The organism is Paracoccus sp. UBA889 (assembly GCA_002294185.1).
Lineage (GTDB): Bacteria > Pseudomonadota > Alphaproteobacteria > Rhodobacterales > Rhodobacteraceae > Paracoccus.
Genome location: DBFD01000022.1, coordinates 1 through 15,238, shown reverse-complemented (window position 1 = coordinate 15,238; position 15,238 = coordinate 1). Strand labels below are relative to the sequence as shown.

At 66.2% G+C, this 15,238-nt stretch carries 18 protein-coding genes; 11 read left to right on the top strand and 7 right to left on the bottom strand.

Annotated elements, in window-relative coordinates; translation table 11 throughout:
- Nucleotides 1-130 precede the first annotated feature (130 nt).
- On the bottom strand, nucleotides 131-1,681 hold the full coding sequence (locus B4L36_RS03610) for a trimethylamine methyltransferase family protein (RefSeq protein WP_292952499.1): 1,551 nt from the start codon (nucleotides 1,679-1,681) through the stop codon (nucleotides 131-133).
- A gap of 182 nt (nucleotides 1,682-1,863) precedes the next feature.
- Between B4L36_RS03610 and trhA the strand changes: the two genes are divergently transcribed.
- From trhA to B4L36_RS03595, 3 genes are all read left to right on the top strand, one after another.
- Nucleotides 1,864-2,532, top strand: a complete 669-nt coding sequence (gene trhA / locus B4L36_RS03605; RefSeq protein ID WP_292952496.1) for a PAQR family membrane homeostasis protein TrhA — start codon at nucleotides 1,864-1,866, stop codon at nucleotides 2,530-2,532.
- A gap of 76 nt (nucleotides 2,533-2,608) precedes the next feature.
- Nucleotides 2,609-3,253 carry a bifunctional 4-hydroxy-2-oxoglutarate aldolase/2-dehydro-3-deoxy-phosphogluconate aldolase gene (gene eda, locus B4L36_RS03600; RefSeq protein WP_292952493.1) on the top strand — a complete coding sequence of 215 codons (645 nt, stop codon included), beginning with the start codon at nucleotides 2,609-2,611 and terminating at the stop codon, nucleotides 3,251-3,253.
- A gap of 8 nt (nucleotides 3,254-3,261) precedes the next feature.
- Complete coding sequence (locus B4L36_RS03595; protein ID WP_292952490.1) at nucleotides 3,262-4,452, top strand: MFS transporter; 1,191 nt, start codon at nucleotides 3,262-3,264, stop codon at nucleotides 4,450-4,452.
- Here the strand turns inward: B4L36_RS03595 and selD are convergent.
- Nucleotides 4,373-5,515, bottom strand: a complete 1,143-nt coding sequence (gene selD / locus B4L36_RS03590; protein ID WP_292952488.1) for a selenide, water dikinase SelD — start codon at nucleotides 5,513-5,515, stop codon at nucleotides 4,373-4,375. The two genes, B4L36_RS03595 and selD, sit on opposite strands and share 80 nt — an antisense overlap.
- A gap of 116 nt (nucleotides 5,516-5,631) precedes the next feature.
- Between selD and hisF the strand changes: the two genes are divergently transcribed.
- From hisF to aat, 5 genes are all read left to right on the top strand, one after another.
- Nucleotides 5,632-6,393, top strand: a complete 762-nt coding sequence (gene hisF / locus B4L36_RS03585; RefSeq protein WP_292952486.1) for an imidazole glycerol phosphate synthase subunit HisF — start codon at nucleotides 5,632-5,634, stop codon at nucleotides 6,391-6,393.
- Nucleotides 6,390-6,704: a phosphoribosyl-ATP diphosphatase gene (locus B4L36_RS03580; RefSeq protein ID WP_292952484.1), complete on the top strand. Its 315-nt coding sequence runs from the start codon at nucleotides 6,390-6,392 to the stop codon at nucleotides 6,702-6,704. Before hisF ends, B4L36_RS03580 begins: the two co-directional genes overlap by 4 nt.
- A 132-nt stretch (nucleotides 6,705-6,836) precedes the next feature.
- A complete protein-coding gene (accB, locus tag B4L36_RS03575) occupies nucleotides 6,837-7,355 on the top strand; it encodes an acetyl-CoA carboxylase biotin carboxyl carrier protein (protein WP_292952482.1) in 519 nt (172 codons plus the stop codon).
- A gap of 7 nt (nucleotides 7,356-7,362) precedes the next feature.
- The gene (gene accC, locus B4L36_RS03570) at nucleotides 7,363-8,709 is read left to right on the top strand and encodes an acetyl-CoA carboxylase biotin carboxylase subunit (protein WP_292952479.1); all 1,347 of its coding nucleotides are present in this window, start codon (nucleotides 7,363-7,365) and stop codon (nucleotides 8,707-8,709) included.
- Nucleotides 8,710-8,719: 10 nt separating this feature from the next.
- Nucleotides 8,720-9,349 (top strand): leucyl/phenylalanyl-tRNA--protein transferase, encoded by a 630-nt coding sequence (gene aat, locus B4L36_RS03565; protein WP_292952476.1) that lies wholly within the window; start codon nucleotides 8,720-8,722, stop codon nucleotides 9,347-9,349.
- On the opposite strand, the gene B4L36_RS03560 is transcribed toward aat, so the two are convergent.
- The 5 genes from B4L36_RS03560 to B4L36_RS03540 form a co-directional block, all read right to left on the bottom strand.
- Entirely contained in the window at nucleotides 9,316-9,666 is a 351-nt protein-coding gene (locus B4L36_RS03560; protein ID WP_292952473.1) for a DUF2155 domain-containing protein, read from the bottom strand. The genes aat and B4L36_RS03560 overlap by 34 nt on opposite strands.
- The gene (locus B4L36_RS03555) at nucleotides 9,663-10,148 is read right to left on the bottom strand and encodes an outer membrane lipid asymmetry maintenance protein MlaD (RefSeq protein WP_292952470.1); all 486 of its coding nucleotides are present in this window, start codon (nucleotides 10,146-10,148) and stop codon (nucleotides 9,663-9,665) included. Before B4L36_RS03555 ends, B4L36_RS03560 begins: the two co-directional genes overlap by 4 nt.
- A complete protein-coding gene (locus B4L36_RS03550; RefSeq protein ID WP_292952467.1) occupies nucleotides 10,149-10,532 on the bottom strand; it encodes an NADH:ubiquinone oxidoreductase subunit NDUFA12 in 384 nt (127 codons plus the stop codon).
- A gap of 194 nt (nucleotides 10,533-10,726) precedes the next feature.
- Nucleotides 10,727-11,992, bottom strand: coding sequence for an ATP-dependent Clp protease ATP-binding subunit ClpX (clpX, locus tag B4L36_RS03545; RefSeq protein ID WP_292952464.1), 1,266 nt, complete (start codon nucleotides 11,990-11,992; stop codon nucleotides 10,727-10,729).
- Nucleotides 11,993-12,157: 165 nt separating this feature from the next.
- Nucleotides 12,158-12,790: an ATP-dependent Clp protease proteolytic subunit gene (locus B4L36_RS03540; protein WP_292952461.1), complete on the bottom strand. Its 633-nt coding sequence runs from the start codon at nucleotides 12,788-12,790 to the stop codon at nucleotides 12,158-12,160.
- Nucleotides 12,791-12,932: 142 nt separating this feature from the next.
- Here B4L36_RS03540 and pth point away from each other — a divergent pair, with 142 nt between their 5' ends.
- The 3 genes from pth to B4L36_RS03525 are packed head-to-tail and all read left to right on the top strand — an operon-like array spanning nucleotide 12,933 to nucleotide 15,160.
- Nucleotides 12,933-13,655 (top strand): aminoacyl-tRNA hydrolase, encoded by a 723-nt coding sequence (gene pth / locus B4L36_RS03535; RefSeq protein ID WP_292952458.1) that lies wholly within the window; start codon nucleotides 12,933-12,935, stop codon nucleotides 13,653-13,655.
- Entirely contained in the window at nucleotides 13,652-14,725 is a 1,074-nt protein-coding gene (locus tag B4L36_RS03530) for a DUF2332 domain-containing protein (RefSeq protein WP_292952455.1), read from the top strand. The genes pth and B4L36_RS03530 overlap by 4 nt, the downstream gene beginning before the upstream one ends.
- Before the next feature lie 60 nt (nucleotides 14,726-14,785).
- Nucleotides 14,786-15,160 carry a DUF2237 family protein gene (locus B4L36_RS03525; protein ID WP_292952452.1) on the top strand — a complete coding sequence of 125 codons (375 nt, stop codon included), beginning with the start codon at nucleotides 14,786-14,788 and terminating at the stop codon, nucleotides 15,158-15,160.
- The last annotated feature ends 78 nt before the right edge of the window (nucleotides 15,161-15,238 follow it).

The window sequence follows — 15,238 nt, the reverse complement described above, 5'->3', positions numbered from 1 at the left end:
TCTGAAGGCTTTTGCCTCAACCGGTGGACCCACGGGGATGTCTGTCCGCAAGGCCCGCCCACTGCCTGTGAAGTGAGCGCGCAGATAGACGCTGTGCGCACGCTTTGCAAGGGGTAACGGGCCTGTCCGCTCACATGAAGCTGTCGGGCACGGCGGCTTTCCGGCCCGCGACATATTCCGACAGCGCCTCGGCGATGCCCGGATCCAGATCGGGGGCCTGATACTCGCCCAGCATCCTGGCGACCTTCAGCGCGGCCAGCGTCGCCGTGTCGCGCGCGCCTTCCTCCTCCCAGGTTTCGAAGGGCTTGTAATCCAGGATGCCGGTGCGCCAGAAGGCTTCCTTGTAATTGGCCTGCGTATGGTCACAGCCCAGATAATGCCCGCCCGGCCCCACTTCGCGGATCGCGTCCATGGCCTGCCCGTTCTCGGACATGTCCACGCCCGCCGCGATCCGGTGCAGCAGGCCCAGCTGATCGGCGTCCATCACGTATTTCTCGTAGCTGCTGACAAGCCCGCCTTCCAGCCAGCCGCAGGAATGCAGCATGAAGTTCACCCCCGCCAGCAGCCCGATATTCAGCGTGTTCGCGGTCTCGTAGGCCGCCTGTGCATCCGGCAGCTTCGATCCGCAGAACGAGCCCGCGCTGCGATAGGGCAACCCCATCCGCCGGGCCAGTTGCCCCGCCCCCAGCGTGATCTGGGCGGCCTCGGGCGTGCCGAAGGTGGGCGCACCGCTGTTCATGTCGATCGAGGTGACGAAGGCGCCGAAGATCACCGGCGCGCCGGGACGGATCAGCTGGCTGTAGGCCACGCCCGCCATCACCTCGGCCAGAACCTGCGTCAGCGTGCCCGCGACGGTGACGGGCGCCATCGCGCCGCCGACGATGAAGGGACTGATGATCGCGGCCTGATTGGCCCTCGCATAGACCTCCAGCGCGCCCATCATCACCGAATCGAAGGTCAGCGGGCTGTTGATGTTGATCAGGCTGGTCATCACCGTGTTGCGGTCGACGAAATCCGACCCGAACAGGATCTTCGACATCTCGACCGAATCGGCCGCGCGTTCCGGCAGGGTCACCGAACCCATGTAGGGCTTGTCCGACAGGGTCATGTGGGCGTGCAGCATGTCCAGATGGCGCTTGTTCACCGCCACGTCTGTCGGTTCGCAGACGGTGCCGCCGCTGTGATGGACCCATTTCGACATCTGGCCCAGCTTCACGAAATTGCGGAAATCCTCGATCGTGGCGTAGCGCCGGCCGCCGGCCTGATCGCGCACGAAAGGCGGGCCGTAGACCGGTGCCAGAACCAGATTGCGTCCGCCGATCTCGACATTGCGTTCGGGATTTCGGGCGTGCTGGGTAAAGCTGGCCGGCGCGGTGGCGCAAAGCTGTCGCGCCAGCCCCCTGGGCAGCCGCACCCGTTCGCCGTCGATGTCGGCCCCCGCCTCCTTCCACCGCGCCAGCGCGTCGGGATTGTCGACGAAGTTCACGCCGATTTCCGCAAGCACCGTCTCGGCATTGGCCTCGATGATTTCCAGCGCCTCGTCGTTCAGAATCTCCAGGTTCGGGATGTTGCGGCTGATGAAGCGCGCATATTCGAAGCGCGTCGCCGTGCGTTCGGCCCGGCGCGCGGCCCCGCCTCCGCTGCGGCGGCCACGGCGTTCGGCGACGGCATCCTCGGTCATGGCGATCCCCTTCCTGCAAACATGACTGCGTCCCGTGATAGGCTGCGCGCCGAAGGCCGTGCTGCCCGTTTGCGCCTTTCCCTTGCCATGATGCGACATCGACGCGCGGCCGCGACGCTTTCACGCAGGGTTGACCAAAAGGGTGAATTGCCTTGGCTTCCCGCCTGCCCCATCTTCCGGGGATGACAATGCAATTCCGCTTCGGCCGAGACTACGATTTCCTGGAAACCCTTGCCGACGCGATCGTCCATGGGGTCGGCGTCGTGGCCGCCCTGATCGGTGTGACCGTGCTGATCTTCCAGACAACGGTCTGGGGCACGCAGGCGGCGATGCTGGCCGCCTGGATCTACGGGCTGGGGCTGATCGGGGCGCTGGCAATCTCTTTCATCTACAACATGTTGCCGCCATCGCGTTTCAAATGGATCATGCGGCGGCTGGATCATTCGGCCATCTTCATCCTGATCGCGGCAACCTACACGCCGTTTCTGGAACCCGGCGCCTCCAGCGACCCGATGATCCTGACGCTGCTGGTCGCGATCTGGTTCATGGCCGGGATCGGCGTCGCGGTGAAATGTCTTTTTCCGGGGCGCTATGACAGGCTGGCGGTGATCCTCTATCTCGCGATGGGATGGAGCGGCATCCTGGCGATCCGGCCCATCGCCATGCATCTGCCCGCGACCTCGATGGTTCTGATCGTCATTGGCGGACTGCTCTATACGGCGGGCGTGATCTTCCACCTGTGGCAAAAGCTGCGGTTCCAGAACGCGATCTGGCACGCTTTCGTGGTGACGGCGGCGGCGGTGCATTACGTCGCGGTGCTGACGGCGGCGGTGTCGCCCGCGACGCTGTAGCCGACCGGCGCCAAGCCGCTTGCATCCGGCCGCCGCAGGCGTCAGGTTCGGAGCGATCCTGCCAGCGAGGTGACGCATGACCCCCCAAACCCAATCCCGGAAAAGCCGCGCGCTGTGCGACATCGCGCCGGTCATCCCGGTGATCGTCATCCAGCAGGCGGCGAAGGCCGAAGCTCTGGCCCGCGCCCTTGTCTCGGGCGGCCTGCCGGTGCTGGAAGTCACCCTGCGTTCTGACGCGGCGCTCGACGCGATCCGCGCCATGTCAGGGGTCGAGGGCGGCCATGTCGGCGCCGGCACCGTGCTGAGCCCGGACGACGCCAAGCGCGCCAAGGACGCCGGCGCGACATTCGCGGTCTCGCCCGGGCTGACCGACCCGCTGATCGCGGCCTGCGCGGATCTGGACCTGCCGCTTCTGCCCGGCGCCGTCACCGCCTCGGAGGTGATGCGGGCGGCGGATGCGGGATATGACATGCTGAAATTCTTCCCGGCCGAAACCTCGGGCGGTGCGCCGGCGCTGAAATCGCTGGCCGGCCCGCTGCCGCGGATCAGTTTCTGCCCCACCGGCGGCGTCTCGCCGCAGAACGCCCGCGACTACCTGGCTCTGCCCAATGTGGTCTGTGTGGGCGGCAGCTGGATCGTCACCGATGCCGATGTCGCATCCGAAGACTGGGATGCGATCGAGGCCCGCGCAAGGACCGCCGCCGCCCTGCGCCAAGGCTGATCGCGGCCATGGACAGGGCAAGGCGGAATGTCGCGGTCCTGGTGGCCGCGCAAGCGATACTTGGCGCCCAGATGCCGGTGCAATTCATCGTCGGCGGTCTGGTCGGGCAAAAACTGTCGCCCAGTCCCTGCCTTGCAACCCTGCCCATCTCGCTGATCGTGCTGGGCTCGGCGATCAGTGCGCGGCCGCTGGCCCGGTTCATGCAGATGCGGGGACGGCGCGCGGGCTTTCTGCTGGCGGTTGCCGCGGGCGGCTCCGGCGCGGCGGTGTCGGCGGCCGGAATCTGGCTGGGCTCGTTCCTGCTGTTCCTGACGGGCGGACTGCTGAGCGGGGTCTACTTTTCGGCGCAGGGATTTTTCCGCTTCGCCGCGACCGATACCGCCAGCGACCATTTCGCACCGCGCGCGATCTCGTGGGTGATGGCGGGTGGCCTTGCCTCGGCCATCATCGGGCCGGGTCTGGTCCGTGCCACCGGCGATCTGACCGCGATTCCGTTTCTGGGCACCTATCTGGCGGTGATCGGACTGAACCTGATCGGCCCGATTCTCTTCGCCTTTCTCGATATTCCCCGCCCGCCGCGCGCCCGGCCCGGACAGGATCGGGACCGCCCGCTGGGCCAGATCCTGCGCGAGCCGCGTATCGTCGTCGCCATGATCTGCGCGATGGTGACCTATTCGCTGATGAACCTGGTCATGACTTCGACGCCGCTGGCGGTGGTGGGCGGCGGCTACCGGCCCGAACACGCCGCCAATATCGTCAGCGCGCATGTGCTGGCGATGTTTGCGCCCAGCTTCTTCACCGGCTACCTGATCAACCGTTTCGGCGCCGCGCGCATCGTCGGCACCGGGCTTGCGATCCTGGCCGGCGCGGGGGCGGTCGCGCTGAGCGGGATCACGCTTTCGAATTTCTTCGGCGCGCTGATCCTGCTGGGACTTGGCTGGAATTTCGGCTTCATCGGCGCGACCACGATGCTGGCGCGCGCACATCGCCCCGAGGAACGCGGCCGGGTGCAGGGCATCAACGACCTGTTCGTCTTCGGCGGCGTCTTTCTGGCGTCGCTGTCCTCGGGCGGACTGATGAACTGCACCGGAGGCTCGAACGAGGGCGGCTGGTATGCGGTCAATCTGGCCATGCTGCCGCTGCTGGCCCTGGCCGGCGGGGCGCTGATCTGGCTGTTGATGCGCCCGAAAACGGCCTGAGACCGTCCTGGCCCAGCACCAGCCGCCCGGCCCCGTCCTCGGCGCGTCCGATCACGGCCGCTTCGGCAAAGCCGTGATCGCGGAAGATGGCCAGAACCCGGTCCGCCTCGGCCTCGGCGCAGGCGACCAGCAGGCCGCCGCTGGTCTGCGGATCGGATATCAGCGCGCGATCCTCGGGTGCGAAACCGTCGGGCAGCGCGACCTCGCCACCATAGCTGGCCCAGTTGCGCCCCGAAGCGCCGGTCACGAAGCCGCCGGCGGCAAGATCGCGCGCGCCCGCCAGCAGCGGCACCGCCGCCCAGTCCAGCCGCAGCGTGCAACCCGATCCGCGCGCCATTTCCAGCGCGTGACCGGCCAGCCCGAACCCCGTCACATCGGTCATCGCATGAACGCCCGGCAATCGCGCCAGATCGGGACCGGGCGTGTTCAGCCGCGTGACGGTTTCGATCATCATTGCGTAATCCTTTGGCGACAGGGCCTCTTTCTTCAGCGCCGCAGAGAAGACGCCAACCCCCAGCGGCTTGCCCAGGATCACCACATCGCCCGGTTTCGCGCCCGTGTTGCGCCTGACATGATCGGGATGGACCAGGCCAAGCGCCACCAGGCCATAGATCGCCTCGACCGAATCAATGCTGTGGCCGCCGCCGATGGGAATGCCCGCATCGCGGCAGGCCATCGCGCCGCCTTCGAGGATGCGGGCGATGGTTTCGGGCGACAGCCTGTCGATCGGCATTCCCACCAGCGACAGGGCCATGATCGGGGTGGCGCCCATGGCATAGACATCGCTGATCGCGTTGGTCGCGGCGATGCGGCCGAAATCCAGTGGATCGTCCACGATCGGCATGAAGAAATCGGTCGTGGCCACCAGTGCCTGCTGATCGTTCAGCCGATAGACCGCGGCATCGTCGGATGTCTCGATGCCCACCAGCAGCTCGTCCGGGACCGGCAGCATCGCGGTTCCGCGCAACAGGCCGGTCAGCACGCCGGGCGCGATCTTGCACCCGCAGCCGCCGCCATGGGACAGCGAGGTCAGGCGCGGTTCGGTCGGGCTTTGGTCGTCCATCGGAGCCTCCGGAATTTTGGTGAAGACTAGCACCGCCTCCGGTCGGCGGCAATCGAACGCCTCTGGCCCGCGCCGCCGTTTCCGCCTATCAGGGGCGCCACGAACGAGGATCGGCCATGCTGAAGACCCGCATCATTCCCTGCCTCGACGTGGCCGATGGCCGCGTGGTCAAGGGCGTCAACTTCGTCGATCTGATCGATGCGGGCGATCCGGTCGCGGCGGCGCGCGCCTATGACGCGGCGGGCGCGGACGAGATCTGCTTTCTGGACATCCACGCCACTCACGAGAACCGCGGCACCATGTTCGATCTTGTCACGCGCACGGCCGAACAATGTTTCGTGCCGCTGACGGTGGGCGGCGGTGTGCGCACAGCCGAGGACGTGCGCGCCCTGTTGCTGGCGGGCGCGGACAAGGTCAGCTTCAACTCCGCCGCCGTCGCCGATCCCGACGTGATCGCGCGGGCCGCCGACCGGTTCGGCAGCCAATGCGTGATCTGCGCCATCGACGCCAAGACCGTCGCCGGCGGCGGTTGGGAGATTTTCACCCATGGCGGGCGCAGGCCGACCGGAATCGACGCGGTCGCCTTCGCGCGGACCGTCGCCGAACGCGGCGCCGGGGAAATCCTGCTGACCTCGATGGACCGCGACGGCACGCGCGCTGGCTTCAACCTGGCGCTGACCCGTGCCATCGCCGATGCGGTGCAGATACCGGTCATCGCATCGGGCGGGGTCGGCACCCTGGATCACCTGGTCGAAGGCGTGACCCAGGGCCATGCCAGCGCCGTCCTGGCCGCCTCGATCTTCCATTTCGGCTCCTATTCCATAACCGAGGCCAAGGCCCACATGGCCGCAGCCGGCATTCCGATGAGACTGACATGAGCGCCATCGACAGACTTGCCGCCACCATCGCGACGCGCCGATCGGCCGATCCGGAAAGCAGCTGGACGGCGAAACTGCTGGCCGGGGGGCCGGAAAAATGCGCCGAGAAATTCGGCGAAGAGGCCGTCGAGGCGGTCATCGAAGCGGTTCGCGGCGACCGCGCCCGGCTGACCGCGGAGGCCGCTGACGTGATCTTCCATCTGCTGGTCATGCTGGCCGCGCGCGATGTGGCGCTGGCCGATGTCGAGGCGGAACTGGCGCGGCGCGAAGGCCTGTCGGGCCTTGCGGAAAAAGCCGCGCGGGGCGACTGAAGGCGGGATCAAGGCGCGGCAAGACAGGGTTCTGGCGCGAATCCCTTCCCCTCGGGCAGGCTTGGGGGCTATAAGCGGCGAAACCGCCGCGACAGGCAGGCAGACGGCAGTGAAAACATGACAGAGGATGGCATGAGCGACGATTCGATGAACGGCAAGCATCACGAAGGCGACGTCGCCTTCATCCAGTCCCTCGCGGAATTGCTGAACGCCAGCGAATTGAGCGAAATCTCGGTCAAGCGGGAATACGGCGAACATGACCGCCTGACCGTCAGCCTGTCGAAATACGGCAAGTCCGCGCCGGCAGCCCCTGCCGCGCCGGCACCACCGGCCCTGCCCCCCGCCGCGCCCGTTTCCGGCCCCGCCCCCGCCCCCGCCGCTGGCGCGCATTCGGCCGACTCCGATCCGGCCAGCCTGCCGGGTGCCGTGACCTCGCCCATGGTCGGGACCGCCTATCTGTCGGCCGAACCCGGCGCCGCGCCCTTCGTCCAGATCGGCCAGCAGGTCGCCGAGGGCGAGACGCTGATGATCGTCGAGGCGATGAAGACAATGAACCACATCCCCTCGCCCCGCGCCGGGACGGTCAAGCGGATCCTGGTCGACGATGGCAGCCCGGTGGAATTCGGCGCCCCCCTGATGGTCGTCGAGTGAGGGCGGAATGTTCGACAAGATTCTGATCGCCAACCGGGGCGAGATCGCCCTGCGCGTGATCCGCGCCTGCCGCGAGATGGGCATCGCCTCGGTCGCGGTTCATTCGACCGCCGACGCCGATGCGATGCATGTCCGCATGGCCGACGAATCGGTCTGCATCGGGCCTGCGCCTTCCTCGGCCAGCTATCTGAACATGGCGGCCATCGTCTCGGCCTGCGAGATTACCGGGGCGCAGGCGATCCATCCCGGCTACGGATTTCTGTCCGAAAATGCCGGATTCGTGCAGATGCTGGAAGATCACGGCATCACCTTCATCGGCCCGCGCGCGGAACATATCCGCATCATGGGCGACAAGATCACCGCCAAGGACACGATGAGGGCGCTTGGCGTGCCCTGCGTTCCGGGCAGCGAGGGCGGCGTCGATGACGTGGAAGCAGCCCGCCAGGTCGCGGCCGAAATCGGCTATCCGGTGATCATCAAGGCGACGGCGGGGGGCGGCGGTCGCGGCATGAAGGTGGCGGCCGACGAAAAGGGGTTGGAGGTCGCCTTCCGCACCGCCCGGGCCGAGGCCAAGGCCGCCTTCGGCAACCCCGATGTCTATATCGAGAAATATCTGCAAAAGCCGCGTCACATCGAGATCCAGGTCTTCGGCGACGGCCGCGGCCGCGCCGTCCATCTGGGCGAGCGGGATTGTTCCCTGCAACGCCGCCACCAGAAGGTTCTGGAAGAGGCGCCAGGCCCCGCCATCACCCCCGAACAGCGCGACCGGATCGGCAAGACCTGCGCCGATGCAGTGGCCAAGATCGGCTATGCCGGCGCCGGCACGATCGAATTCCTGTTCGAGGACGGCGAATTCTACTTCATCGAGATGAACACCCGCCTTCAGGTCGAACATCCCGTGACCGAGGCGATCTTCGGCGTCGATCTGGTTCGGCAGCAGATCCGCGTCGCCGCAGGCGAGGAGATGGAGTTTCAGCAAGACAAGCTGTCGATCCGTGGCCACGCGATCGAGGTTCGCATCAATGCCGAAAAGGTGCCGGCCTTCAGCCCCTGCCCCGGCAGGATCACCCAATACCACGCGCCCGGCGGGTTGGGCGTCCGGATCGATTCCGCGCTGTATCAGGGCTATTCTATCCCGCCCTATTACGACAGCCTGATCGGCAAATTGATCGTGCATGGCCGTGACCGTCGCGAGGCGCTGGCGCGGCTCGACCGCGCCTTGGGCGAGATGATCGTGGATGGGATCGACACCACGATGCCGCTGTTCCGCGCCCTTCTGCAAGAGCCGGACATCCAGACCGGAAATTATTCGATTCACTGGCTGGAACGCTGGCTCGACCGGGCTTTCGGCTGAGCCGGCCGGGGTGATCGGCGCCGCGCAATTGCTGGCAGGCTACGCGCGCGGCGTCTTTCCCATGGCCGAAAGCGGTGACGACCCCAATCTTTACTGGTTCGATCCGCCGATGCGCGGGCTTCTGCCGGTCGGCGGTGTCCACGCATCGCGATCGTTGCGACGAGACTTGCGGCGTGGCGGCTGGTCGGCGCATCTGGATGGCGATTTCGACGCGGTGGTGGCTGCCTGCGCCGCCCGCGACGTGACCTGGATCAACGCTCCGCTGCGGCGGTTGTATCGCGAACTGCATGAGGCGGGCCATGCCGAGGCGCTTGAAATCCGTCGTGATGGTCATTTTGCCGGCGGCATCTTCGGGGTGACGCTTGGTGGCGCATTCTTTGGCGAATCCATGGCCTCGGCCCGGACGAACGGGTCCAAGCTGGCGCTGATCTGGCTGTCGGGCCACCTGGCGCGTTGCGGCTTCACGCTGTTCGACACCCAGTTCCTGACCCCGCATCTGGCGCGGATGGGCGGTTTCGAATTGCCGCGCGGAACCTACCGCCAGCGATTGCAGGCCGCACTGGATCGCGATGCCGATTTCCGTCGCGCGACATTGCCCACCGCCGATCAGCTTTGGCAGGAAATCACCCAGACATCATAGCGGGCGTCGTCCAGGGCAGACAGGGCGGGCGACGAGGCGATCATCCAGCCGCTGAACAGCGTGACGTTCTGCGCCAGATCGGTGATGGTCAATTGCGCGAATGCGTCAGAGCTGGGATCGCCCGCCGGAAACCGGCATTCGCCCAGCCTGATCTGCAGCCGGTCATAACGCTTTGCCTCGCCCACCTGCAGCCGGATGTCCGTCGTCCGCCCCGACACCTTGTCCAGTCCGCGCAGCAAGGCGCCCTGTGCCCGCGCCACGTTTTGCGCGGCAGCCGGCTGGACCAGCGCCAGCACCAGAAGCGCGGCGCGGATCATGGCTGCGGCGGTCCCCTGTCGCCGCTGGCCTGGCTGTCGACGAATTTCATCATCAGTTGCAACAGGCTGACGGCGCCCTGAACCTCTTCGATCTCGTCGCCCGGGCGCAGGTCATCGGGGCTGCCGCCCGGCTGGATCAGGATATAGGAACCGCCCAGCAGCCCGTCCGACTGGATGATGGCGGCGCTGTCGACCGGCAGCGCCACGGTGTCGGGCAGGCTGATGCGCGCGTCGGCCATGTAGGTCTGCGAGTTCAGACTGATGGCGCTGACCCGGCCGACCTTGACGCCCGCCAGCCGAACCTCGGTGCCGACATCGATGCCGTCCACATCTGGAAAAGAGGCTGTCAATTCATAGCCGCCGCGTCCGGCCATCGTGCCGCCCAGGGCCCAGATCAGAAAGCCCGCGGCGACGGCCAGAACGACGCCGCCGGCCAGCAATTCGGCGCGCTGCTCTGCCCGCTGCTCGACCGCTGCCGTCATCTACTCGGGCTGCCACGCATCATAGTCGCGCCGCGGCGCGGGATCGGCCCGATACAAAGAGCCGGGTGGATAATAGGCGCCCGGGGTGCCGGTCATGTTTGGCACATGCGGCTTTTCCCAGGTCTTGTGGATCAACGGTGCTTCGGTCGGCGGCTCGGCCCAGGTGTGGTGCAGCCAGCCGTGCCATTCCGGGCTGATCCGGCTGGCCTCGGCCTCGCCCGAATAGATCACCCAGCGGCGCGAGCCGTCCTTGTTCCGATAGAAGAGATTGCCCTGATCGTCCTCGCCGACCTTGATGCCGTTCCGCCAGGTCCAGAACTGGGTGTTCAATGTCTGGCCGTTCCACCAGGTCAACATGCGCAGCAGCTTGGATTTCAGGGACATCGGCACCGGCCTCTTCATCATCTTCGCCGCAAGCTATGGCGCAAACAGCTTCTCAGGTCCAGCCTTCGCAGCGCGCAGGGGCATCGCCGGCACAGGGAAAAAGCCAGGCCGTCCGATTGCGGTTTTCGCCGGCCTGTCTGCGGCGCTCCCGGCCGGAACCGGCGCTGTCCCCGCAGCAGGCGCCAGCGTCGCCGTCAGCCGGCCGAGGCGCTTTCCTTCTTCTGATCGGCATGGATCAGAAGCGGTTTGACCGACGCATTCAGCACCGCATCCTCGTTCACGACAACCTCTTCGACGCTGTCCATGCCCGGCAGGTCGAACATCGTGTCAAGCAGGATATCCTCCATGATCGAACGCAGGCCCCGCGCGCCGGTCTTGCGCGCGATGGCGCGCTTGGCGATGGCGTCCAGCGCATCTTCGGTGAAGGTCAGCTGCACGCCTTCCAGATCGAACAGGCGCTGATACTGCTTGACCAGCGCGTTCTTAGGCTTGGTCAGGATGATGATCAGCGCATCTTCGTCCAGATCGGTCAGGGTCGCGATCACCGGCAGACGGCCCACGAATTCCGGGATCAGGCCGAATTTCAGCAGATCCTCGGGTTCCAGGTCCTTGAACGTCTCGCCCACGCCGCGGTCATCGTTCTCTTTCACCTCGGCGCCGAAACCCATCGCCGTGCCCTTGTTGCGCTGCGAGATGATCCGGTCGAGTCCCGCGAAGGCCCCGCCGCAGATGAACAGGATATTGGTCGTATCCACCTGAAGGAATTCCTGCTGCGGATGCTTGCGGCCACCCTGCGGCGGCACGCTGGCCACCGTTCCCTCCATGATCTTCAGAAGCGCCTGCTGCACCCCCTCGCCGCTGACATCGCGGGTGATCGAGGGGTTGTCCGACTTGCGCGTGATCTTGTCCACCTCGTCGATATAGACGATGCCGCGTTGCGCGCGTTCGACATTGTATTCGCTGGATTGCAGCAGCTTGAGGATGATGTTCTCGACATCCTCGCCGACATAGCCGGCCTCGGTCAGGGTGGTTGCGTCGGCCATGGTGAAGGGCACATCCAGGATCCGCGCCAGCGTCTGCGCCAGCAGGGTCTTGCCGCAACCGGTCGGGCCGATCAGCAGGATGTTGGACTTGGCCAGTTCGATATCGGATTTCGCGCCATGGTTCAGCCGCTTGTAGTGATTGTGCACGGCGACCGACAGAACCCGCTTGGCATGTTCCTGCCCGATCACGTAATCGTCCAGAACCTGGCAGATCTCCTTCGGCGTCGGCACGCCGTCACCGGATTTCAGACCGCTGGACTTCGTTTCTTCGCGAATGATGTCCATGCACAATTCGACGCATTCATCGCAGATGAACACGGTCGGACCCGCGATCAGCTTGCGGACCTCGTGCTGGCTCTTGCCGCAAAAGCTGCAATAAAGCGTGTTCTTGCTGTCACCGCCGGACTGGTTGGCCATCGTCCACTTCCTTCATTTCCGCCCGCCGCCGGGGCCTGACGGGCGGCACGGCCGGGGCCCGGTCCGCGCCGCATTGGTCTGTTCCGCCGCCACCAGGATCGGCGGCGCGGATCGTCCTGCTCATGTTAGGGATGACGCGCCCGCGTCACAATCCCCCAAACGTGTCTATTTCTTCCCACTCTCGGCCTTGCCGCGCGGCTGCACCACCTCGTCGATCAGGCCCCATTCCTTTGCCTCGTCGGGCGACATGAAGCGGTCGCGTTCCAGCGCCTCCTCGACTTCGGCCAGTGATTTCCCGGTATGCTTCACATAGATTTCATTCAGCCGCCGCTTCAGCTTTTCGGTTTCGCGGGCGTGGATCAGGATATCGGTTGCCTGGCCCTGATAGCCGCCCGAGGGCTGGTGCACCATGACCCGGCTGTTGGGCAGCGAAAACCGCAGCCCCGGTTCGCCCGCCGCCAGCAGCAGCGATCCCATCGAGGCCGCCTGCCCCACCACCAGGGTCGAGACCTTGGGCCGGATATATTGCATCGTGTCATAGATCGACAGGCCAGAGGTCACGACCCCGCCAGGGCTGTTGATGTACATGCTGATGTCCTTCGACGGATTCTCCGCCTCGAGAAACAGCAATTGCGCGCAGACCAGCGTGGACATGCCGTCATGGACCGGACCCGAAACGAAGATGATGCGTTCCTTCAGCAGCCGCGAGAAGATGTCGTAGGCCCGTTCCCCGCGAGAGGTCTGTTCGACCACCATGGGAACGAGGGTGTTCATGTAGAATTCCGCCGGATCGCTCATCGTCTGTCCTTGCCTGTTATTCCCGTCCGCGCGATTCGACCGGGCGCTGTCCCATCCCTTAGCCGCGAAAGGTTGACAGAGTCTTAGTAACCGGCAAGGTCCGCCGCAAGGCATGGAACGAATTTCGCGCCGGGAGAGGCAGATGAAACTGATCGTGGGCCTGGGCAATCCGGGCATGAAATATACAGGGAACCGTCACAATATCGGTTTCATGGCGGTTGACCGCATCGCGACCGACCACGACCTGGGTCCGTGGAGGGCACGGTTTCAGGGCCAGAGCATCGAGGCACGGCTGGGTGAAAACCGCATTGCCCTGTTGAAACCGGGCACGTTCATGAACCTGTCGGGGCAATCGGTGGGCGAGGCCATGCGCTATCTGAAGCTGACGCCTGCCGATGTGATCGTGTTCCATGACGAACTGGATCTTGCGCCGGGCAAATGCCGGGTAAAGTCGGGCGGGGGTCACGCCGGCCATAACGGGCTGCGATCGATCCATCAGCATATCGGGCCGGAATACCAGCGTGTGCGGCTGGGCATCGGCCATCCGGGACACAAGGACCGGGTGGCGGCCTATGTTCTGTCGGACTTCGCCAGGTCCGATCGCGACTGGCTGGATGATCTGCTGCGCGGAATCGCGGATGGATCGCCGTTTCTGGCCGCAGGCGATGGCGGGCGGTTTCAGAACGCCGTCGCAGCCCGCACCCAGCCTGCGCGGAATACCGGCAGGACCGGGCCGGACGGGGCAGGATCCACAAAACCCTCGCCCGGCAGGACCGAAGGCAATCCCGCTCCGGCGACCGAGATCGAGGCCGCTCCGGCCAGCATGGCCGAGCGTCTGCGCGCATTGACCCGGCGGTTCCGATGAACGAAGCGGCGGTTCGGGCCGCGTTTCGCGATCAGGCGCGATCCTGCCGCGATCTGGGCTCACCGCTGACTGCGCGCGTCTGCGATCTGCTTGCGGATTGCCTGCGCCACGATTCGGGCGCGGTCGCGCGGCGCGTTCTGGACTGGCGCGGCGATCCCTCATCCAGCGCCGATTCCGTGCCTCTGCGGCTGTGCGGCGGGCTGCACGCGCTGGTCCTGCGCGGCGCCGCCCCAGCCTTGGCCCGCGCCTATGCCTCGGGCAGGGTGGACGCGGCGCTGTTGCTGTCGGTCCTGACCGCGCATGAGGCCTGTCTTCTGCGCTGGCTGGACAGTCCGCCGCAGACGAACGAGGTCGCGCGGTCGGCGGCGATCATCGCAGCGGCCCGGTTCCTCGCACAACGATGTGGCTTGCCGCTGAGGGCGCTGGAACTGGGCGCCTCGGCCGGTCTGAACCTGAATTTCGCGCATTACCATCTGCGGCCCGCGCGCGCGCAGCCCGGCGCCCATTCCGACCGGCCTGCGTCCGACCAGGGCGCCGGCGTGACCTTGCGGCCGCGATGGGACGGACAGGTTCCAGCCGGAGAGTTCCGGTTGGCCGAGGCCGAGGGCGTCGATCTGCGGCCGGTCGATCCGGTGGCGGACCGGCTGCGGTTGCAGGCCTATTGCTGGGCGGATCAGTCGGCCCGGCTGGCCCGGCTGCGCGGCGCGCTGGATCTGGCGCGGGTCTTTCCGCCGCAGGTGGCGCAGGGCGATGCGGGCGACTGGCTGATTGCGCGTCTGGCCAAGGCCGCGCCGGGGCGCGTGACATTCGTCTGTCACACCGTGGCGGCACAATATTTTCCGGAAGCGACGCAAGGGGTTTGCGCGGCCGCCCTGCAGGCTGCGGCAGCGCGGGCCGGCCCGGACGCACCACTGGCGCATTTCGCGATGGAATCCGACGGGTGCGGCCCCGGCGCGGCGCTGTCGCTGCGGCTGTGGAACGGCGCCGTCCATGGCTGGTCGCTGGGGCGCGCGGATTTTCACGGCCGATGGGTGTCATGGCACCCTGCCCCCCTGCCATCGGGCTTGTGAACGGCGGGGGATTGGCCGACAGGCGCGGCTGGTTTATCCTGTTTCCAGGAGGAGACGAGGATGGAGCGATCCCTGAACGTTCTCGGCGGGCCGTTGGAGACGTGTTCGGACCGGCCGAAGACCGGCTTCTTTCGCAACGGATGTTGCGATACCGGACCTGAGGATCGCGGCAGCCATACGATCTGCGTGATCGTGACCGACGAATTTCTGGCCATGTCGAAATATCTGGGCAACGATCTGTCCACGCCCCGACCGGAATTCCGCTTCGCCGGGCTGAAGGCTGGCGATCGCTGGTGCCTGTGCGCCGCGCGCTTTCTGCAGGCGGCGCAGGAAATGGCCGCGCCCAAGGTGGTCCTGGATGCGACGCATCGACGGGCGCTGGATATCGTTCCGCTGGAATTGCTGCAGGCGCATCAGGCGGAAGCGAATGGATGACAGGCCCCGGCGCAGGGGGCCACCTGCGCCCGACATGAATCCTTTGCGTGCGAAGACGACGTTTTCCAGGCCGGTCCG